Source organism: Intrasporangium sp., from assembly GCF_036566125.1.
In the GTDB taxonomy this organism is placed as follows: Bacteria; Actinomycetota; Actinomycetes; order Actinomycetales; family Dermatophilaceae; genus Intrasporangium.
This window is the reverse complement of record NZ_DATCWX010000150.1, coordinates 1-20443: the sequence shown is the minus strand read 5'-3', so window position 1 is coordinate 20443 and position 20443 is coordinate 1. Positions and strand designations below refer to the sequence as shown.

Here is a 20443-nt window from a genome sequence, read left to right as displayed (position 1 = left end):
TCCATTATTCGATGTAGAAGTTTTTAGCACAAGCGATGTTTTCTCCATCATCATTAAGTGTTCCTGTATTGTCGACCCATGCTCGACACCCATCGGATCCGGGTCTTCAGGTCGGTCATGGCGAGCGGTTCGATCCAGGCTGCGGCGGACAACCTTGGATACACGCCCTCGGCCATCAGCCAGCAGATCGCCACTCTTCAGAGGGAGACCGGGCTGACCCTCTTCGAGCGGTCCGGTCGAGGCCTGTCCCCCACCGCTGCGGCCCACACCCTCCTGGAGACTACGAACGAGCTCATGGGTGAGCTGCGCCGCCTCGACGGCGTCATCGCCGACCTGCGCGAGGGCAGGTCCGATCGCCTCACCATCGGCTACTTCGCCTCCGCCGGCGCGGAGTGGATGCCGACGCTCGCGCGACGTCTGACCACAGAGCTGCCCGACCTCACCCTCGAGCTCGTCCTGAACGAGGTCCCCAGACGAGGCGGGGCGCCGCTCGACCTCAACATCGTCATCGACGTCAGCGGGGCAGAGGACCCGCCCGGCTCGCGGCGGGTCCCACTGGCCGTCGACCCCTACGTCGCCCTTGTGCCGGTGGACCATCCGCTGGCCACCCGGTCGGAGGTGACGCTGACGGAGCTCATGGGCGACACGTGGATCGGCGGCGACCTCCAGCACGCCGCCTCCTCGCGCCTGCTCATCGCCGCCTGCGAGGCGGCGGGATTCCGACCGCGGTTCACCGTGCAGGCACAGGACCACTACACGGCCATCGCGTTCGTCAAGGCGGGGGTCGGCATCTCGGTGATGCCGCAGCTCGCAGCGCAGGCGGTCCAGCCGGACGAACCAGTGCGCATCCTGCAACTCGGGGCGCCACAGCCACGACGACACATCGCGGCTGTCGTGCGCGAACCGGCCGGCGGCGGGGCCGCGAGCCGTGCGGTCGAGCTGCTCCTCGAGCTGATCGGCTGAGACGGAACTCACCGAAGGAAACTCATCATGACCACACACATCACACTCAGGGCGAAGGTCGCTCGCCACGCCCCCGGCGGAATGGCCTTGACCGGTGCCGGCGCCGCTGCGGTGCGGGCCGGCGACAGCCGTCGTCCGCTCTAGCCGGGCATGACTCGGCGGGCGAGATCGGTGACCTCGATCCGGCTCGACGTGCCGGTCTTGCGCAACACGTTGGAGACGTGCACGCTGACGGTCTTCTCGCTGATGAACAGGTCCTTGGCGATCTCGGCATAGGTTCGGCCAGCGACGAGATGCCGCAGCACCTCTGCCTCCCTGCTGGTGAGGCGCGCGAAGGCGGGAGGAGCCTCGCTGGAGGGAGTGGTCGTGTCGGGCTCCGTGAGGGGGATGTGGCTCTGCGCGGCCAAGGACTCCACGTCGGTCACGATCGGCGCGGCGCCGAGCTGCCTTGCGATTCGGGCGGCGTCGCGCAGTGCCGATGACGCCTCTGCGCGGCTTCCCTTCGTGTACAGGAGGGACTGGGCCAGCCGATACGAACATAGGGCCTGCTCCCACGGGAGTTCGGCCGCTGCGCAAGCAGCCACCGCGTCCGCCCAGAGCTCCGGTCGGCGCGCACCGCCGTCACGGCAACGGGCGGCCTCCGCCTCAAAGAGCCGCGCCCAAGCGGGGTGAACCAGGTCATCAGGGGCGCGCGCGACGAACCGGGGCGGCGCCTCTCCCCTCAGGGTGTCGATCTTCTCGAGCCACGCGATTGCGTTCTCCTGCTCCTCCGGTTTGGCTGCGAGGTCGGCCGCGGCTCGGGCGGCCCAGACAAGCAGCTCATCGGCGCTGTCGTCATCGACCGGCCGCAAGGCAGGCATGGCCTCGGCCATGAGCGACAGCGCCTGCACCTGGTCGCCCATGGCAATGGCGACTCGCGTCTCCGCCGGAATGAAGAAGTCGAAGACGAGCCGGCGCTGTGGCGCGAGTTCCCGTGCGCGGATCAGGTGGTGGCTCGCCGCCGCGAGGTCGCCTGCCCGAGCCGCGAGGTCGGCGGCGACGCGGCGCAGGTCGCCTCCACGCGAGGACTGGATCCGCCGGCTCAGGCCCTCTCGCAACACCTCCCGTGCCTCAGCCCAACGACCGATGTCGACCAAGAACTGGGCCAATGGCGCCAGAACCAGAACCGTCTCGTAGACCGACCCCGTCGCCATCATCTCGCGGACGATCGCCAGCGACCTCTCGGCAGCCAGGGTTCGGTAGCCCATACTCACAAGGCAGTTGCCCAGGCAGCCCACGGTGATGGCCAGGAGGAGCCGATCGCCGGAGGCCTGGGCGTGGGCCAGCGCCTCCTCGGCGTCCTTGAGCCCCTCGCGCATGCCATACCCGAGCTGCGACCGATAACCCAGAGCCCAGGCCAGGGCCTCGTCGGATCCGCTGTGCCGAGCCACCCGCACGGACTCGGCGGCCCGACGGGCCGCGGCGCGCGGATGGCCAGCCTTGATCGTGGAGATCGCCAGCTTGGCCAGGACGATCGCGCGCTCAGGACTGCCGGGAGCACGGGCGGTCAAACTCATCATCTCGGGCTCGAACCAGGCGAACTTCTCTTCGTCACCCAAGGCCTGGAAGGTCGCGAGGTGAATGTAGAGCCGGGCGGCTTCCTTCCAGTGAGTCTCCTTGTCGACCAGCCGCAGTGCCTCCTCCCGCAGCTCCAGGGCGAGGGGGTACTCACCGGCCCGGATCGCACTGTCGCTGGCTCGCTCGAGCAGCCGGACCCGGTCGGCATCGGACCTGCGGCGAGACGCGGTGACGCTGGGCCAGAGCCGGCAGGCCCGGTGCAGGTGCTCGCACTCCTCGGCCCAGGCGAACAGGTCGGCGGCGGCGTCCGCCGCCCGGAGCGACCACTCGAAGGCCTCGTCGTCATGGCGCGCCCCGTCATGGTGGAGCGCCAGGTGCGCGGCCCGCAACGCTATCGGGGCGTGCGTGGCCTCCCCCCAGAGGCGGGCGTACTCGCCGTGGAGCTCCTCCAGCTCGCCGGAGGAGAGCGTCGAAACCAGCACCTCGGCGATCAAGGGGTGACGGAACCACACCCCCCCGGCGCTCTCCACGGCGATCCCGGTTGCTGTGATCTGGCTGACGCAGCCCAGGATCGTCTCGCGGGGCAGACCCTTGGCCATCGCGAGTCGCTCGAGGACCGACCGGTCCACCGGGCGCCCCCCAACAGCGAGGAGCTGGGCAACGATCCGGGCCGGCCCGTCCAGCCGGTGCCACGACGCCAGGAGCGCGTCCCGCAGGCCTCCCGCGCCCAGTGCGTCATCCGCGGGGGCGAGCGCCAGGAGCTCGGTGAGATACGGGTTGCCTCGCGCACGTTCAAAGACCTTCGCCGCCCGCGAGACCACACCATCCTCTCCGCACAGGGACGCGACGAGTTCCTCGGTCTCCGGGAGGCCGAGACGTTCCAGCTGGAGCTCGCTGACACCAGGAAGGCGGCGCACGTCGGCGAGCCAGCCGTGCAACCGATGCCCCTCGTGCAGGTCCGTGTCGCGATAGGTGGCCAGGACAGCAAGCCGCTGTCCGTGCCCGAACCCGGCCACCAAAAACGAGAGCAGGTCCAGCGACGTCGTGTCCGCCCACTGCAGGTCATCGACGATGAGGACGGTCGGACGTCGCTCGGCGATCCGCTCCAAGACCGTCGCGAGGACCGGCATCAGCCGACCCGCCCCCTGGTCAGTCGCGGCACCCAGGATGGGGGCGATCGCCGCGAGCGCCTCGACCGGAAGCCGGTGGAGCACCTTCTCCCGCTCCTCCTGGTCGGCCCGTCGGAACCACTGGGTCAGCAGCTGCCCGACCGGCTGGAACGAGGACTCCGCCGCGCCAAAACGCAGACAGCGTCCCCACAGCGCGAGCCCGCCCTGTCGTTCGAGCTCAGCCGTCGCTTCCGTTACGAGCCTGGTCTTGCCGATCCCGGCCTCGCCATGGACCAGGAGAGCGCAAGGAGTCCCTGACGCCGCAGCATCGAGCGCCGCCGCCAGAACCCGCTGCTCAGCGTCGCGACCAACCAGAGCGGCCCGCGCCCCCATGAGCGCCATTGTCATCCCGGCGCGCACCCAGCCGCAGGCGATCGCCGACCTCACGCTGGGAGCGAGCCCAGCGGCATACGGCAGGGTCGGGCAACGTTAGATGGACGTAAGGACACTGAGACGACCAAGGGGTGACACTGGGATGGTGTTTGGATTCGGCAAAAAGACCACGATGCCCGCTCGCGACGAGGCGCTGCCCGGCCGCGACCAACGCCCGTTCCAGGTCAACCCGACGCACGTCGTGCTCGGCACGCCGCTCGAGGGCCCGTGGCCCGATGGGTCCGAGGTGCTGTACGTCGCGATGGGGTGCTTCTGGGGTGTAGAGCGGATCTTCTGGCGGCTGCCCGGAGTCGTCAACACGTCGGTGGGCTACATGGGCGGCTACACGCCCAACCCGACCTACGAGGAGACGTGCACCGGCCTGACCGGCCACGCCGAGACGGTACGCGTCGTCTACGACCCGTCCACGACGTCGCCGGAACTGCTGCTCAAGGAGTTCTGGGAGAACCACGACCCCACGACGGCGAACAGGCAGGGCAACGACATCGGCACGGCCTACCGGTCGGCGATCTACTGGACCACGCCGGCCCAGCGGGCGGCCGCGGAGACGACTCGGGACGCCTTCCAGAAGGTGCTGCACGAGAACGGCTACGGCGAGATCACCACGGAGATCCGGTCCGCCGAGGACGCGGGGCCTTTCTACCTCGCCGAGGACTACCACCAGGGCTACCTGCACAAGAACCCCGGCGGCTACTGCAACCACGGTCCCAACGGAATGACCTGCCCCATCGGCATCGTCCGCCAGGACCAGCTCCCGTCACAGCAGGAGATCGCGCCACCGGCGTGAGGAGCGCCTTGGGCAGTGCCGGGGCTGGCGCAGGCCCGTGCATGATCACGAGGTGACTCCATCGCCGGCTGGGTACGAGGAGGATGTGCGTGCACTGACCGTGGAACCGCAGCGGGCTGGGTCGATTCGGGTCGAGGAGGTGGCCGAGCCTCAGCCTTCCGACGACGAGCTGTTGGTGCACGGCATCGCGGTTGGGGTATGCGGCACGGACAAGGAGATCGTGCGTGGGAGCTACGGCTGGCCACCTCCAGACCGCGAGCGGCTGGTGATCGGGCATGAGTCCCTCGGTCGAGTGGAACGTGCGCCCGCGGGCAGCGGCTTCGAGCAGGGCGACCTCATCGCGGGCGTTGTGCGGCGCCCGGACCCGCAGCCCTGCGGCGCCTGCGCGCATGGCGAGTGGGACATGTGCCGCAACGGTCAGTACACCGAGCGGGGTATCAAGCAGCTGGACGGGTACGCCAGCGAACGATGGACGGTGCCGGCGCGCTTCGCGGTGAAGGTGGAGTCCCGGCTGGGCATGACCGGGGTGCTGATCGAGCCGACCAGCGTCGTCGCGAAGGCCTGGGAACAGGTCGACCGGATCGGTGGTCGTGCGTGGTTCCAGCCGCGAGTCGTGCTCATCACGGGCGCCGGGCCGATTGGGCTACTGGCCGCGATGACCGGGGTTCAGCGCGGGCTCGACGTCCATGTCCTTGACCGGGTCACCGACGGACCCAAGCCCGGCCTGGTCCGCGACCTGGGCGCGAGCTACCACACAGGCAGCGTCGCGGACGTCGCCGCCAAGGCGTGCCCGGATGTCGTGATCGAGGCGACCGGTGTGGGCCAACTCGTCTTCGAGGCCGTGGCCGAGAACGGCTCCTACGGGATCGTGTGCCTGACCGGCGTGTCCCCGCGCGGGCGCACGCTCCAGATCGACGCGGGAGCCCTCAACCGGGAGATCGTGCTCGAGAACGACGTCGTGGTCGGATCGGTCAACGCCAACCTGCGCCACTACGAGCAGGCTGCCCAGGCACTGGCCCGTGCGCAGACCGAATGGCTGCAGCGTCTCATCACCGCGAGGGTGCCACTGACACACGCGCCGGACGCCTTCGACCGCACCGGCGACAACGACGTGAAGGTGGTCATCGCCCTCGATGAGGCGGCCACCTGAGCCGGCTCCCGGCCCACCTGCCCTCGTGCGTGGGCGAGGGCTAGCCGATCGGCACCCTCAGGCGGTCGCCTGACAGCTCCACGCGAGTCCCGAAGCTTCGGCACGCTGCGTCGAGCGCCCTCGCCAGCCAATGGGTTTCCTCAGCAGATGCACGCTCCAAGCGCAGACGCCGACTGTGGAACGGGACCAGGTGCAGCTGCTCGAGTCGCCCGCTCGTCGCATCGAGGGTCGCGACATGCAGGGCGCGTAGGTCCCCGCGGAACTCCTCGTACCCGCCGATCCCTTCGTAGTCGTTGACGAGGTCGCCACAACCGTGCAGGACGAGGCCACCGCCTCGCAGCTCCACGGGGCGGACGTGGTGCGACGAGTGCCCGACCACCACGTGGACCCCTCCGTCGATGAGGCGGTGGGCAAAGGTGCGCTGCTGCCACGGGACCTCGTAGCCCCAGTTCGAGCCCCAATGGATCGACACCACCCGGATGTCACCGGGGCCGCTCGAGGCGAGCAGGCGCTCGGTGACCCGGTCGGCTGCCACATGGTCCAGGTCGTCCACGACGGCGACTCCCGGTCGCGAGCGCCGAGCCCGCCAGTGGCGTGGCACTCCGCTCGACGAGTGGCCGACGCAGAGGACGACAAGTCGACGCCGGCTTTCGCCGAACGGGACGACGGCCGGTGACCAGGCGGCGCTCTCGTCGCGACCGGCTCCAGCTGCCTTGAGGCCGGACGCGCCGAGCGAGTCAAGGGTGTCCAGGAGCCCCTGCTGCCCGTGGTCGAGGACGTGGTTGTTCGCGAGCCCCCACGCGTGCACGCCCGCCACGTCGAGCACGGCGAGGTTTGCCGGTGACATGCGATACAAAACAGCCTTGCCGCGCTCCCGATCCTCGGACCGCGTCACGCTCGTCTCGAGGTTCATGAGCCGCACGGCGGATGGTGTCTCGTCCATCACCGCCAACACGTCGCCCCACGGGTATCCCGGACCGACGGGACGCGGGACCGGACCACTCACCCGCTCAGCCAACGCGACATAGTCGCGGGCGTCCTTGGCGTAGCGCTCGGTCAGCGTGGGATCACCCGGGTGGGCGAGGATCTGGTCGATACCTCGACCGGTCATGACGTCCCCGGCGAGCACCAGGCGGACGTGGTCGCCCATCCACCAAGGCTAGGCCCGGGCGTGACAGGATCGGCGCATGGCCAAGGAGTTCAGAGTCAGCCGTTCGACCACCATCTCGGCCCCGCCGGAGCGGATCCTGCCCCTGATCACGACGCTGCGGCAGTGGCAGAAGTGGTCGCCGTGGGAGGGCCTCGACCCCAACCTGGAGCGCACGTACGCCGGCCCGGACTCCGGGACCGGAGCGACCTACGCCTGGCGGGGCAACAGCAAGGCGGGCCAGGGCCGGATGGAGGTCGTCGAGGTGGGCGCCGACCGCGTCGGGATCGACCTGGTCTTCGCTGCCCCGATGAAGGCGCACAACCGCGTGGACTTCGAGCTGACGCCGGCGGATGCCGCCGGCACCCGCGTCGACTGGGTCATGACCGGCCCTCAGAACCTGGTCATGCGGCTCATGAGCAAGGTCCACTCGATGGACAAAATGATCGGGCCCGACCTGGAGAAGGGCCTCCGGCAGCTCAAGCAGGCCGCCGAGTCCGCATGACCGCTGGCCCGGACGGCGCCGACCTCATCATTCGATCGGCCACGGAGGACGACATCGGCGCCATCGTCCACCTCCTTGCGGACGACCCGTTGGGACGCACACGTGAGACGACGGACGACCTCGCACCCTACGAGGCCGCCTTTGCCCGCGTCGCTGCCGACCCTGGCCAGCACCTCGTCGTCGCCGAGCGCGCCGGCCGCATCGTCGGCACCCTGCAGCTCACGGTCATCCCCGGCCTGTCGCGACGCGGCGCGACGCGGACGATCATCGAGGGCGTCCGCGTCGCCTCGTCCGAGCGCGGGTCCGGCCTCGGCACCACTCTCCTCGAATGGGCTGTCGAGCAGTCGCGCCGACTCGGGGTCGACCTGGTGCAGCTGACGTCCGATGCCACGCGGACCGACGCCCACCGGTTCTATGAGCGGCTGGGCTTCGTCAAGTCCCACGTCGGCTTCAAGCTCAGTCTCTGAGCCGCCTCGCCGACGCGAGGTCAGAAGATGCGGACGCGCTCCTCGTCGGGAAGCCACATCCCATCCGCCGGCTCGACGCCGAAGGCCTCGTGGAACTCGGTGACGTTGCGGACCGCGTTGCCCCGCACGTCGATCGGCGCGTGCGGGTCGACGGCGAGCAGCCGGATCGCCTCGGCCTCGCGGGCCTTGCCCTTCCAGACCTGGGCCCAGCCCAGAAAGAACCGCTGCGGCCCGGTGAAGCCGTCAAGGTCCTGCATCCCCGACCCCTCGGTAGCGATGCGGTAGGCCGCGTAGCCGATCTGCAGGCCACCGAGGTCGCCGATGTTCTCGCCGACGGTGAGAGCACCGTTGACCTTGTGCTTCGCGTCGAGGCCCGCAGGGGTGTAACCGTTGAACTGCTCGATGAGACGCTGCGCCAGCGCGTCGAACCTCTCCCGGTCCGCCTCGGTCCACCAGTCGCGCAGCGCGCCCGTCCCGTCATAGCGGGATCCCTGGTCGTCGAAACCGTGCCCGATCTCGTGCCCGATGACGGCACCGATGCCACCGTAGTTCACGGCGTCGTCGGCCTCGAGGTCAAAGAACGGCGGCTGCAGGATCGCGGCCGGGAAGACGATCTCGTTCATCGTGGGCATGTAGTAGGCGTTGACCGTCTGTGGCAGCATGAACCACTCCGTGCGGTCGATCGGCTTGCCCAACTTTGCGAAATTGCGGTCGACCTCGAACTCCGTTGCTCGACAGACGTTCCCGACGAGGTCCGTTGCATCGATCTCGATGGAGGAGTAGTCGCGCCACACCTCGGGGTAGCCGATCTTGGCGACGAACATGTCGAGCTTGCCCAGCGCCTCCTTGCGGGTCTCCTGCCCCATCCACTCGAGCGAGGCGAAGGAGCGCCTGAAGGCCTCGACGAGATTGGCGACGAGGTGCTGCATCCGCTCCTTGGCCTCGGGCGGGAACCACCGCTCGGTGTAGAGCTGGCCGACCGCCTCGCCGACTGCGCTCTCGACGACGGCAACCCCGCGTTTCCACCGCTCCTTGATCTCCGGTTGTCCGGAGAGTGTCCGACCATAGAAGTCGAAGTCCTCGTCGACGAGGGCTTTGGGGAGCAGGCCAGCGAAAGTGCTGACGACGTGGAAGGTGAGCCAGGCCTGCCAGTCCTCGAGCCGAACGTCGCTCAGCGCGCGCCCGAGCTCCGTGACGAAGCTCGGCTGCCGGACGACGACCTTCTCGATCGACCCCTCAGGCGCCTGCATGGCGGAAAGCCAGGTGTGCCAAGGGAACTCCGGTGCCAACGCCTCAGCCTCAGCCAAGGTGTACGCGTTGTACGTCTTGATGGCGTCGCGGTTGGCCACCTTGTCCCAATGGTGCAGCGCAAGGCGCGTCTCGAGTGCCATGATGCGCGCGGCCTTGTCCACTGCCTCGGGGATGCCGGCCAGGCCGAGCAGCCGCTCGACGTGCGCGATGTAGGCGACGCGGATGTCCGCATACGTCTCCTCGCGATAGTAGGACTCATCCGGCAGACCCAGGCCCGCCTGCTCCAGGTAGACCGCGTACTCCTCGGGAGCACGCTGGTCGGGGCTGACGTAGAGGGCGAGCAGCCCCGTCACGCCGACGCGGTGCAGACGCCCGAGCGTCGCGGCGAGCGCATCGACCGAGTCGATGCGCGCGACCTCGCCGAGGAGCGGCAGGAGCGGCGCGAGCCCCAGCTCCTCGACCCGCTCGGTGTCCATGAAGCTCGCGAAGAGGTCGCCGACCTGCCGCTTCGCTGACCCCTGCTGCGCGCCTTCGTCGGCGCTGGCCTGGGCGGCAGCATCCTCGATGAGCTGGTGGACCCGGGCGGTCGACTGCTCGCGGAGCAGGTCGAAGGCTCCGAAGCGGGCGCGGTCCGCGGGGATCTCGGTGGTGTCGAGCCACGTGCCGTTGACGAACCGGAAGAGGTCGTCCTGCGGCCGCACAGTGCGGTCGAGGCTGGCGAGGTCAATGCCGGAGCGCGAGATCACGTGGACTCCTTGGTCGCGTCGTGGCCGGGTCGTTGTCGTCCTGCGGACATCCCTACCGTATGCCGCTGAGCCGACAACCCGACGAACGCCACCTCCAGCCGCGCCGGTCTCACAACCACGTGTGGCCGGGGCGACGGGAGTCAGTGATCGTCGCGGCCCCGGCCCCCCGCGATGATGCCGATGAGACCCACGATCAGCAGCAGGCCGCCGAAGGAGCCGAACATCATTGGGCCCACGGCGCGCAGGTTGAAGTCGGCGCCAGCGAGGTTCGTGACCAGGACGAAACCGGCGACGATGATGCTGAGCAGGCCCAGCATGATCGTCATGGGCAGCGGCCCTCGGCGGACGGTGACCAGCCCCGCGCTCCGAGACGGCGCCCACTGCGGGGGTGCTACGGCCGCGGGCGGGGGCGGCATCATCTGGAGGTGTGGCGGCGGCGACGGCTCGGCGTCCGGGTGCAGGGCGTCGTCCGGGACCGGCGTCGTGGGCTCCACCTTGAAGGGCGTCGGGCCCGGCGTGGAGGGGTCGTGCTGGTTCATGGCCGTTCCTGTGGTCTCGATCTGCTGCGTCGCTGGATGTGGGATGTGCTGAGTGTCCGACGGGTCGATGCGGTCAGGATCGAGGTCGCCATCCGTCGGCGTGTCCACCTGCTCAATGTGGAGCGTAGTGTCGTCGCGCCTCTCGTCAGGGTCATGCGCGTTCACTGGTTGGCTCCCGTCTCAATCGTGATCTGTCCCAGTCCCACCTCGGCGTTGACGACGATCTCCTCTGGCGCGTTCTCAGCGCCGTAGGTGAACGTCTCGTCGAGGAAGGTGCCGCTGCGGCTGGTCGACGCGCCGCCCTCGTTGCTGTCGTTGGCGACGATCTCCCCGGCCCGACCGGTCGCGTTGACGGTGACCCGCACACCCTCGGGCACGACGAGATTGAGCTCGCCCAGGCCGACGGATGCCTTCACGGTCTCGACGCCATCCGCCTTGTAGTCGGCCCCGGTGAGGTCCACCTTCAGGTTCCCCATGCCGAGCTGGAAGTTCTCGGTGCCGGTCAGCGCGGCTGGCTCGTAGGTGCGCTCGCCCACGGAGAAGGGCTGGGTCAGGCCATGCGGCATGATGCTCGTGAACACCGCGGCCATCATGGCGATGACCGCGAAGGGCGCGAGCCAACCCGATCGGCGGCCAGCGATCCCGGCGATGACGATGCCGAGGCCCAGCACCGCGAGGCCCGCTGCGATCGCGACGGCCAGGTGGTTGCCCTGCCACGCGAAGCGCTCTGCGGCGTTGAGGGCCGCCACAGATGTGAGGATGGCAGCTCCGAGCACGAGCAGGCCGGCGGCGAAGCCGATGCCCCGAGTCCGCTCCCGCGGAGGGGTGGGGACCACAACGGTGACCGGTGTGGTCGCACTTCCGGTAGGCGGCGGCCAGCTGGCCGCGCCGGCATTCGCTGCCGCGTTTCCCGTGGACTGGCCCGATGACGCCGCGGGACCGCTGGCGCTGCCGGAGACGGGGGTGGACGACTCGCCTGCCGTAGCGGTCGGACCGGTGCCACCCTGCGGTTTGCAGGACCACGGTGCGGACGTGAGCAGGTCCCTGCCGGTGTCGGTGCGAGTCAGGAACCACCAGGCGCCGACAGCGAGAGCGACGAAGCCGAAGAACCGGAACCCGCCGCCCTGGTCGTTGCCGAACCAGGGCCCACCGCTGAAGAGGACAACGACGGTGACGATGAGCAGGAAGATCGAGTGCCCCTCGCCGTACTTGAGCGCCTGCTCGAGCGAGATCCGGCCGCGCTCGTCCGGCATGATGAGCCACAGGACGAAGTAGACGGCCAACCCCATCCCGAAGAGGAGGCCGAGGAGGATGAACGCGGCCCGGACGACCAACGGGTCGATGCCGAGTCGGCGGGCGAGCCCGGACGCAACCCCGGCGAACCACCGGCCCTCCGAGGCCCTGGCGATGCCCGGGCGGCGCAGGGCGTCGTAGAGGCCGTCGAGGCCATGTCCCTTCGGGTTGGGGTCAGTCTGCTGGTTCATGACCCAAGGTTCTCCCGTCAACAGCGCTGCCAGCCATGCGGGTCGACCCTGAAGTGACCCTGAAGTGCGCCTGAAGAACCCTCGGATGGTCGCCCTCGCGCGCTCGGGTGGGTCAGGATGGATGTGTGACGACGAGAACCGACCCCGGCGAGGCGATGCCGCATCCCCCGATCTTGCGGATGCCGGCTCCCCGTCCGCCGCTCGTGCGGCCGACAAGTGGGCGCCTCATCGGGGGCGTGGCGGCCGGGCTCTCCGCCCATCTCGGCGTCCCCGTCAAGGTGATCCGGATCATCTTCGTCGCGACCTCGATTCCGTTCGGCGCTGGCCTCGCGGTCTACGCGTTCCTCTGGGCAACCATGAGGGAGGGCACCCTCGCCCCGGCCCCATCACCGAGCGACCCGGGGCAGGCGGGAGCCTCAGCCGGCGGGGCAGCCGGGCAGTCGACTGTCACGTCGCCCACCGAGGGCAATGGGCCTCCGACGCTGAAGTCCCTCAAGCGGTGGCTCCGCAGCGGCAATGAGGCGGTCGTCGTGACCCTCTTGGGGGTCCTCGCCCTGGCCATCGCGGGCGCTCTCTGGATGGGCAGTGCCGGCGTCGGCATCGAGCCCCAGGTGCTGCTTCCCATCGTCGCGATCGTCATCGGGACCATCTTCTTCTGGTCGCAGCTCGACGACGCAGACCCCATCGGCGCGCGCAGGCCCGTCAAGTGGATCTGGCTCGTCGTCGGCCTCACCCTGACCACCCTCGGCCTCGTCGGGCTGCTCATCGGCCAGACGGACGTGGGACAGATCTGGCAGGTGGTCGGCGCGGTTCTCGCCGCCCTCATCGGCGTTGCCGTCCTCGCCGCCCCGTGGATCCTCCGCCTCTGGACCAATCTCCGGGATGAGCAGGCGGCCCGCATTCGCGCCACTGAGCGTGCTGACATCGCGGCCCACTTGCACGACTCGGTGCTGCAGACCCTCGCCCTGATCCAGCGTCGAGCCTCCGATCCGGCCACGGTGGCCCGGCTCGCCCGCGCCCAGGAGCGCCAGCTGCGGTCGTACCTTTACGACGAGGACGCACGTGCGGGCACGCTCGGGGCCGCACTGACCTCCGCCCTCGAGGAGATCGAGGACCTGCATGGCGTGCCGGTGGAGCTCGTCGTCACCGGCGACCGGCCGATGGACGAGCACCTCGATGCCTTGGTCAAGGCGGTCCGCGAGGCCGCCTGGAACGCCGTGCGCCACGCCGAGCCGCCGATCACCGCCTATGTCGAAGTCGGTCCCACCGCGGTTGAGGCCTTCGTGCGCGACCATGGCAAGGGCTTCGACCTCACCGACGTGCCTGACGACCGGGCTGGCGTGCGGGAGTCCATCATCGGGCGCATGGAGCGCCACGGCGGTTCTGCCGCAATCCGACGCCGCGCCGACGGCACGGAGATCGAGCTGCGGTTGCCGGTCGCGGAGCCGTCCCCGACCTCGCCCGCGAACGGTAGTTCGGCCGGGACGAGCGCGAGCCCCCCGGCCACCGACCCCGGCCGGAGCAGCGACGCCGGCCTTTCACCCGAACCGCAGGAAGAGACGTCATGACCGCGCCGCGCACGATCCGCATCGTCCTCGTCGACGACCACCACATGTTCCGCACCGGAGTGCGAGCCGAGCTGACCAGCACACCCAGCCCAGCGGCATACGGCCTCGAGATCGTCGGCGAAGCCGGCGCCGTCGAGTCGGCGACCACGGTGATCAAGGAGACCAAGCCGGACGTCGTCCTCCTCGACGTCCACATCCCCGGCGGCGACGGGCGCGGCGGCGCTGACGTCATACGTGCCTGTGCGGGCGTGCAGACGGAGGCGGGACAGCCGGTGCGGTTCCTTGCCCTGTCGGTGTCCGACGCCGCCGAGGACGTCATCGCCGTCATCCGTGCGGGGGCTCGCGGCTACGTGACGAAGACAATCAATGCCAACGAGCTGCTCACGGCGATCGGGCGAGTGGCCGACGGTGACGCCGTCTTCAGCCCACGGCTGGCGGGCTTCGTGCTCGATGCCTTCGGTGCCGCGGCGGGTGAGGTCGCCGAGATCGACGAGGAGCTGGACCGGCTCTCGGCCCGCGAGCGCGAGGTCATGCGGCTCATTGCCCGGGGCTACCAGTACAAGGAGGTCGCCAAGGAGCTGTTCATCTCGGTGAAGACCGTGGAGACGCACGTGAGCTCCGTTCTCCGCAAGCTGCAGCTCAGCTCCCGGCACGAGCTCACCGCCTGGGCCATGGGCCGCCGCCTCCTCTGACCAATCGAGTGAACAACTTCCGAGGCCTTGCGCGATCGAGTGAACAGGTTTCGGGCCCGAAAGCTGTTCACTCGATCGGTCTGGGGGTCAGCGCTCAGGGCTGAGGACGCGCTGCAGGGCACCCACGATGATCTCCGGCGCCTCGGTGTGCACCCAGTGCCCGGCACCCTTGATGGTGAACTGCCGAGCCAACGGGAAGTAGCGCCGCATCGTGTCGCCGTCCTCGCGCTGGATGTAGGGCGAGTCCCCGCCGGCGATCCACAGGACCGGTCCCTCGTAGGGCGGCAGTGCATCGACCGACGTCGGCCAACCAGCGATGCGGGACTCGTGGCCGAGCGCCGCGTCCGCGGCGAAGAGGTCGAGGTTCGCCTGCCAGTGCCACCGAGAGCCGTCTCGACGCAGGTTCTGCAACAGGAAGGCCTTGACCCCAGGGTTGGACTCCTCGAAGCGCGCCTCGGCGTCGGCCCGGCTCTGGATCTCGCCGAGGGGCAGGGCGAGCATCTCGTCGATGTAGCCCTGGAACCGCTCGAGCGACCCGTAGTCCTTGGGGGCGATGTCGACGACGACGAGGTGGTCGACGAGGTCGGGGTGCTGCAGGGCGAGGACCATGGCCGTCTTGCCGCCGAGCGAGTGGCCGACGACCGTCCACGTCTCTCCGGGCGCGGCTGCCCGCAGTGTCGCGGCGACCGCGTCGGCGTAGGCCTCGAAGGAGAACTCCTCGGTCCAGGGCGAGCGGCCGTGGTCGGGCAGGTCGATGAGCAGGCACCGCGCCCCGGTGCCGTCCTGACCCGCCAGGGCCTTGGCGATCTGGTTCCAATTGCGTCCCTGCCCGAAGAGCCCGTGCAGGAAGGCGATGCGCGGACCGGCCGTGCCGACGGACAGCGTGTTCAGGCGGGTCGTCATGAAGCGGAAGCCTAGGCGAAGGCCCGCCGTCCGGGTCCGTGACACCAGAGCGGTCGACAGGGTAAGGAGAGACCATGACCAGCCAACCTGTTGCAGTCGTCGTCGGGGGCTCGCGCGGCCTCGGCCTCATCATCGCCACGGAGCTCGCCCGACGTGGCCGCCGCGTCGTCATCGCCGCTCGCAGCGAGCCGGACCTTGACGACGCGGTGGCTCAGCTCGGCGGATCCGCCGTGGCCGAGAGCCGGGTCTGCGATGTGCGCGACCGCGAGTCGGTCCGCCTCCTGGTCGAGGACGTGGAAGCCTCGGTCGGGCCGATCGAGACCGTCATCACCGTGGCCGGCATCATCCAGGTCGGCCCGCTGGAGTCGATGACCTTCGAGCACTTCGAGGACGCCGTCAACACGATGATGTGGGGCCCGATCAACGTGGCCCTCACCGTCCTGCCACACCTGCGCGAGCGCCGGCGTGGGCACATCGGCACGGTCACGTCGATCGGCGGCATGGTGTCCCCACCACACCTGCTCCCCTATGCGACAGCGAAGTTCGGGGCCGTCGGGTTCTCGGACGGGTTGGCCGCAGCACTGCAGGGGACGGGCGTCACAGCGACGACGATCGTGCCCGGCCTGATGCGGACCGGGTCCCATGAACGCGCCAGCTTCGTCGGGGAGGCGGAGAAGGAGTACGCGTGGTTCGGACCGGCCGCATCCATCCCGGGCCTCGCCGTCGACGCCGAGCGTGCCGCGCGGAAGATGGTCGACGCGGTCCTGTCCGGCAAGCCGACGCTGCTGCTCACGCCCCTCACCCACCTCGGGGTGCGCGTGCACGGTCTGATGCCGACGACGACGACGCGGGTCATGGGCCTGGCGAACCGCCTGCTGCCGAAGGCACCGCAGAGCGGCGGGTCCGAGACGCTCGAGGGCCACGAGGCGCAACGCCGCCTCGACTCCCCCATCGTGAACAAACTGACCGCCTGGGGACGCACGGCAGCCGAGCGCTTCAACGAACGGCGCGGGGCCAGCTCGGTCACGCTCTGACCGACAGCCTTGGCGGAGGATGGAGGGCATGGACCTCGGATTCGCGTTACCCGTCTCCGGCGCCTGGTCCTCGGCCGAGTCAGTGCGCCTCGTCGCGCGAAGGGCCGAGGCGCTCGGCTACGCGTCGCTGTGGACGTTCCAGCGGTTGCTCCATCCGGTGCGGGCCGACTGGAGCGCCACCTACGTCTCGGTCCAGGACCCCGTCGTCACGCTGGCCCACGCAGCTGCGCTCACGCAGCGCGTCCGTCTCGGAGTCGCCGTCCTCAACGCACCGTACGTGCCGCCGCTCGTGCTGGCCAAGCAGCTGACCACCCTGGATGTCCTCAGCGACGGACGGCTTGACGTGGGGCTCGGGCTCGGTTGGGCCGCAGAGGAGTTCGAGGCCGTCAACGTCCCTCGCGCAGAGCGGGTGGGCCGCACGGTCGAGACGGTCGAGTGCCTTCGAGCGATCTGGGGACCGGACCCGGTGCGCTTCGAGGGCACGTACGTCAACGTGCCGGAGGCCATCGTCCAGCCGAAACCAGTCCAGCAGCCGCACCCGCCGTTGCTCATGGGCGGCTCGGTCCCGGCGGCCCTCGAGCGGGTCGGCCGCCTCGCCGACGGCTGGGTCAGCTCCAGCCGACAGGACCTGCGGCGCGTCGGCCAGGACATCGACACGGTGCGGACCGCTGCAGAGCGGGCTGCCCGAGATCCCGGAGTGCTGCGGTTCGTCGTGCGCGGCGTCGTCCGGCTCGGCTCCGAGATCAGCGACAGGGATGGGCGGCGACGCCTCCTCACCGGGTCCATCGACCAGGTGCAACAGGACCTCGACACCCTCGGCGAGCAGGGCGTGACCGAGGTCTTCGTTGACCCGAACTTCAGCCCGGACGTCGTCTCTCCGACGGTCGAACCAGCCCGCTCCCTCGGCACCGCCCTGGAGCTGCTGGAGCGGCTCGCTCCGCCCATCGGACCGCCCGGCTCAGAGACGTCGACGTGACCGAGCCGGACCCCCGGAGGTGGCGAGCCCTCGCCGTCTGCCTCGTCGCGGGGTTCATGACGCTGCTTGACGTCAGCATCGTCAACGTCGCGCTCCCCTCGATCGAGGCCGGGGTTGGGGCGACGGAGAGCGACCTGCAGTGGATCGTCTCGGGCTACGCCCTCACCTTCGGACTCGTGCTCGTCGGGGCCGGGCGCACGGGCGACGCGATCGGGCGGCGGACGATGTTCATCGCCGGCGTGCTCGTCTTCGGCCTATCGAGCCTGGCAGCCGGCCTCGCACCCAGCAGCGGCGTGCTCGTGGCGGCCCGGCTGTTCCAGGGCATCGGCGGCGGCCTGCTCAACCCACAGGTCTCCGGCCTCATCCAGGAGCTGTTCAGCGGCCGGGAGCGCGGCCGAGCCTTCGGCCTGCTCGGCGCGACCATCGGCGTGTCCACCGCAGTCGGCCCGGTTGTCGGTGGCCTGATCATCGGGCTGCTCGGCGTCGAGACCGGTTGGCGCTGGATCTTCTTCGTCAACCTGCCGATCGTCGTCGGGGCGGTCCTGCTCGCCCTGCGCTGGCTCCCCCCGCCACGCCGGCGGCACGACGGCGAGCGGCTCGACCTCGACCCGGTCGGGGTGACCCTCCTCGGACTGGGGGTCGCCGCACTGCTGCTGCCCCTCATCGAGCGGGGTCGCGGCGACGGGTTCTCGTTCCCGTGGTGGACCGGGCTCATCGGCGCCGGCCTCATCGCGGGCTTCGTCGCGTGGGAGAGCGCCTACACCGCCCGGGATCGCAGCCCGCTCGTCGAGCTGGCGCTCTTCCGGGTGCCGGGCTACCCGTCCGGTGCCACGGTCAGCGCCGTCTTCTTCGCCGGGTTCACCGGCATCTTCTTCGTGCTGACGATCTACTTCCAGCAGGGCCTCGGCTACTCCGCCCTCGGCGCAGGCCTGATGGTGACGCCGTATGCCGCTGGGTCGGCAATCGGGTCTGCGCTCGGCGGCCGCCTCGTGCACCGCTTCGGCCGACTGCTCGTCACCGGGGGTCTGGTGCTCTCACTCGTCGGGCTCGTCGCCACCGATGTTGTGCTCACCGAGGTGGACGGACCGTCCCTCCCCTGGGCCCTGGCCGGCCCGCTCCTCCTCGGCGGGCTCGGCAGCGGCTTCGTCATCTCCCCCAACATCACGCTGACGCTCCACGACGTGCCCGTCGAGCGGGCCGGCACCGCGGCGGGTGTCCTCCAGACCGGACAGCGCATCGGCACCGCCGCCGGGATCGCCCTCATCGGGGCCGTCTTCTTCGGCCTCGGCGCCGCCTCGGGGGACCTCACGAACGCGGCCGCGCTGGCACTTCGCCTCGCCGCCGCGGTCATCTCGCTCGCCCTCATCGCCAGCGCGGTCGACCTGCGGACCCGTCAGCGGGAAGGCCGGGTGTCGCCTGAGGCCACGGACGCCGGGAAGCCAGCTCAGCGGCATACGGGAGCGTGAAAATTCTTTGTTTGAAGGCCCGCGAGAGGTGGGTAGGGATCCACGTGCACGCAACACTCGAACGAAAGGAGAAGACCATGGCTACTCGCACCTGGGATGCCTGGACTTATCGGGAGAGCGCTGAGGTGTCGGCCCGTGGGAAGGATCTGACGGGCTTCTCCGTGGAGGCCATCGACGGCCACATCGGCAAGATCGACGAGGCCACGATGGACGTCGGCAGCAGCTATGTTGTCGTCGACACGGGTCCGTGGATCTTCGGTCGGAAGGTCATGCTGCCAGCAGGGACCATCGACCGGGTCGACTGGAACGACGAGAAGGTCTATGTGGACCGGACGAAGGACCAGATCAAGGACTCCCCGGAGCTGACGGATGCAGATCTGGACAACCCGGAGTACCGGGACCGGCTCGGCACCTACTACGGCGACACGTACGACCGCACGCTGCCCTGAGCACGTGAGGTAGCCCGACCGCTGTAGTCGTGAACGAAGCCCCGGTGGCGCGGCCAAACCGCGTCACCGGGGCTTCTCGCATTGCACGAATTGCCCATGGTTCCCGGGTTCACGGAGCCCGTGCCGGCCAATGACGAGGGGCAGGTGCCCGCCGAGCTGGCCCGGCTCACCCGACGGGAGCGCGAGGTGCTGCATCACTTGGTGGTCGGGATCAGTTGGGCCCACGGATCCGGCGGAGGGCCTGCCCGGTCGTGCTGCGCACACGGCCGGGCTCAGCCCCCTCTCTCCCTCACGCGGTCACAGCGCCGTGATGACGCCTGGTGCGCATGACGGCCGTCCCGGCCCCCGCCATGGCCAGCCCTGCGAGGACGCCCAGACCGAGCTCCGCGTAGTCGAAACCATCGTCGGGCTGGATCAGAGCCGGAGCCTGGCGGATGGAGAGCGCCCTGTTGCCGACCGGCTCCGGGAGCAGGACCTGTGGAGCCTGTCCCGCTGCGGCTGGGATTGCCGTCGCGAGGACGAGGAGCCCGCCCGCAGCGAGAGAGCGAGCCACCCTGGTGGCGGTCTTCGTGCTCGTGGTCATTGTTCTGCCTCCCGTGAGGTGGGGTTGGAGTGACAAGACCACTCTCGGCAGAGCGGCGAGCCGCCACATCGGGAGGCACCCCTCAGATTCCTCGTCGTCCCCCTCAGATCCGCACGAGTTGAATCGGGTCACGAGTCGGACCCGCTCGGCTCGTCCGCTGTCCGCCGGCAGCGTTGTTGGCGGCGCGGTCGTGGCGACTAGGTCCGGCCACTTGCGCGGCGGCCGGATGGCTCGAAACTGTGCGACTTGTTGGGTCGCTCGTCGCGGCTCAGGTCGATGAGGCGTCCCGAGATGCGGGTGTCGCGCAGCCGCTGCCAAGCCCCCGCAGGCAGCTCGGCGGGCAGCTCGACGAGCGAGAAGTCGCCGCGGATGTCGATCCGGCCGAAGTCCTCCCGTCCCAGACCACCCTCGTTCGCAAGCGCGCCGACGATCTGCCGGGGTAGCACCCGGTGCCGCTTGCCGACGTTGATGCGATACGTCGCGAACCGTTGGCCGCCGCGGCCACGGGGGCCTCGGTCCGCACGATCGCCGCGCGCCCTCCCCGCCTCACGCTCGTCTCGGCCGCCTCGCCGCGAGGGGACCGGCACGGGCTCCGGCTCGAGGAGCATCGGCTC

Annotated in this window: 19 protein-coding genes; 11 read left to right on the top strand and 8 right to left on the bottom strand. The window is 69.8% G+C overall.

The genetic code is table 11. The annotated features are described in order from the left end of the window. Positions 1-78: 78 nt before the first annotated feature. The gene (locus VIR15_RS09045; protein WP_331927148.1) at positions 79-963 is read left to right on the top strand and encodes a LysR family transcriptional regulator; all 885 of its coding nucleotides are present in this window, start codon (positions 79-81) and stop codon (positions 961-963) included. A gap of 140 nt (positions 964-1103) precedes the next feature. Here the strand turns inward: VIR15_RS09045 and VIR15_RS09040 are convergent, their stop codons facing one another. Next, positions 1104-4076, bottom strand: a complete 2973-nt coding sequence (locus VIR15_RS09040; protein WP_331927147.1) for a helix-turn-helix transcriptional regulator — start codon at positions 4074-4076, stop codon at positions 1104-1106. Positions 4077-4194: 118 nt separating this feature from the next. Between VIR15_RS09040 and msrA the strand changes: the two genes are divergently transcribed. Both msrA and VIR15_RS09030 read left to right on the top strand, forming a co-directional pair. After that, entirely contained in the window at positions 4195-4869 is a 675-nt protein-coding gene (gene msrA / locus VIR15_RS09035) for a peptide-methionine (S)-S-oxide reductase MsrA (protein WP_331927146.1), read from the top strand. Positions 4870-4921: 52 nt separating this feature from the next. Beyond that, on the top strand, positions 4922-6019 hold the full coding sequence (locus VIR15_RS09030; RefSeq protein ID WP_331927145.1) for a glucose 1-dehydrogenase: 1098 nt from the start codon (positions 4922-4924) through the stop codon (positions 6017-6019). Between the two features lie 40 nt (positions 6020-6059). Here the strand turns inward: VIR15_RS09030 and VIR15_RS09025 are convergent, their stop codons facing one another. Further along, the gene (locus VIR15_RS09025) at positions 6060-7169 is read right to left on the bottom strand and encodes a CapA family protein (protein ID WP_331927144.1); all 1110 of its coding nucleotides are present in this window, start codon (positions 7167-7169) and stop codon (positions 6060-6062) included. A 37-nt stretch (positions 7170-7206) separates the two neighbouring features. Here VIR15_RS09025 and VIR15_RS09020 point away from each other — a divergent pair, with 37 nt between their 5' ends. Continuing rightward, on the top strand, positions 7207-7671 hold the full coding sequence (locus VIR15_RS09020; protein ID WP_331927143.1) for an SRPBCC family protein: 465 nt from the start codon (positions 7207-7209) through the stop codon (positions 7669-7671). Continuing rightward, positions 7668-8138 carry a GNAT family N-acetyltransferase gene (locus tag VIR15_RS09015; protein WP_331927142.1) on the top strand — a complete coding sequence of 157 codons (471 nt, stop codon included), beginning with the start codon at positions 7668-7670 and terminating at the stop codon, positions 8136-8138. Before VIR15_RS09020 ends, VIR15_RS09015 begins: the two co-directional genes overlap by 4 nt. A 20-nt stretch (positions 8139-8158) precedes the next feature. Here VIR15_RS09015 and VIR15_RS09010 read toward each other — a convergent pair whose 3' ends face one another. The 3 genes from VIR15_RS09010 to VIR15_RS09000 all read right to left on the bottom strand — a co-directional run bounded on the left by VIR15_RS09010 (position 8159) and on the right by VIR15_RS09000 (position 12158). After that, positions 8159-10135, bottom strand: a complete 1977-nt coding sequence (locus VIR15_RS09010; protein WP_331927141.1) for a M13 family metallopeptidase — start codon at positions 10133-10135, stop codon at positions 8159-8161. A 140-nt stretch (positions 10136-10275) separates the two neighbouring features. After that, positions 10276-10782 (bottom strand): hypothetical protein, encoded by a 507-nt coding sequence (locus VIR15_RS09005; protein ID WP_331927140.1) that lies wholly within the window; start codon positions 10780-10782, stop codon positions 10276-10278. A gap of 53 nt (positions 10783-10835) precedes the next feature. Further along, positions 10836-12158: a PspC domain-containing protein gene (locus VIR15_RS09000; protein WP_331927139.1), complete on the bottom strand. Its 1323-nt coding sequence runs from the start codon at positions 12156-12158 to the stop codon at positions 10836-10838. 125 nt (positions 12159-12283) lie between these two features. Between VIR15_RS09000 and VIR15_RS08995 the strand changes: the two genes are divergently transcribed. Together VIR15_RS08995 and VIR15_RS08990 are read left to right on the top strand one after the other, a co-directional pair. After that, positions 12284-13726: an ATP-binding protein gene (locus VIR15_RS08995; protein ID WP_331927138.1), complete on the top strand. Its 1443-nt coding sequence runs from the start codon at positions 12284-12286 to the stop codon at positions 13724-13726. Then, entirely contained in the window at positions 13723-14418 is a 696-nt protein-coding gene (locus VIR15_RS08990) for a LuxR C-terminal-related transcriptional regulator (RefSeq protein ID WP_331927137.1), read from the top strand. The genes VIR15_RS08995 and VIR15_RS08990 overlap by 4 nt, the downstream gene beginning before the upstream one ends. An 87-nt stretch (positions 14419-14505) precedes the next feature. On the opposite strand, the gene VIR15_RS08985 is transcribed toward VIR15_RS08990, so the two are convergent. Continuing rightward, positions 14506-15321, bottom strand: coding sequence for an alpha/beta fold hydrolase (locus VIR15_RS08985; RefSeq protein WP_331927136.1), 816 nt, complete (start codon positions 15319-15321; stop codon positions 14506-14508). 74 nt (positions 15322-15395) lie between these two features. Between VIR15_RS08985 and VIR15_RS08980 the strand changes: the two genes are divergently transcribed. The 4 genes from VIR15_RS08980 to VIR15_RS08965 all read left to right on the top strand — a co-directional run bounded on the left by VIR15_RS08980 (position 15396) and on the right by VIR15_RS08965 (position 19246). Next, positions 15396-16355 (top strand): SDR family NAD(P)-dependent oxidoreductase, encoded by a 960-nt coding sequence (locus VIR15_RS08980; protein ID WP_331927135.1) that lies wholly within the window; start codon positions 15396-15398, stop codon positions 16353-16355. Positions 16356-16383: 28 nt separating this feature from the next. Beyond that, positions 16384-17331 carry an LLM class flavin-dependent oxidoreductase gene (locus tag VIR15_RS08975; protein WP_331927134.1) on the top strand — a complete coding sequence of 316 codons (948 nt, stop codon included), beginning with the start codon at positions 16384-16386 and terminating at the stop codon, positions 17329-17331. Continuing rightward, positions 17328-18797 carry an MFS transporter gene (locus tag VIR15_RS08970; protein ID WP_331927133.1) on the top strand — a complete coding sequence of 490 codons (1470 nt, stop codon included), beginning with the start codon at positions 17328-17330 and terminating at the stop codon, positions 18795-18797. Before VIR15_RS08975 ends, VIR15_RS08970 begins: the two co-directional genes overlap by 4 nt. A gap of 77 nt (positions 18798-18874) precedes the next feature. Then, entirely contained in the window at positions 18875-19246 is a 372-nt protein-coding gene (locus tag VIR15_RS08965) for a Rieske (2Fe-2S) protein (protein WP_331927132.1), read from the top strand. Between the two features lie 289 nt (positions 19247-19535). Here the strand turns inward: VIR15_RS08965 and VIR15_RS08960 are convergent, their stop codons facing one another. After that, positions 19536-19829 (bottom strand): hypothetical protein, encoded by a 294-nt coding sequence (locus VIR15_RS08960; RefSeq protein ID WP_331927131.1) that lies wholly within the window; start codon positions 19827-19829, stop codon positions 19536-19538. Between the two features lie 197 nt (positions 19830-20026). Continuing rightward, positions 20027-20443: DbpA RNA binding domain-containing protein (locus VIR15_RS08955; protein WP_331927130.1), on the bottom strand; the 417-nt coding region annotated here is incomplete at its 5' end.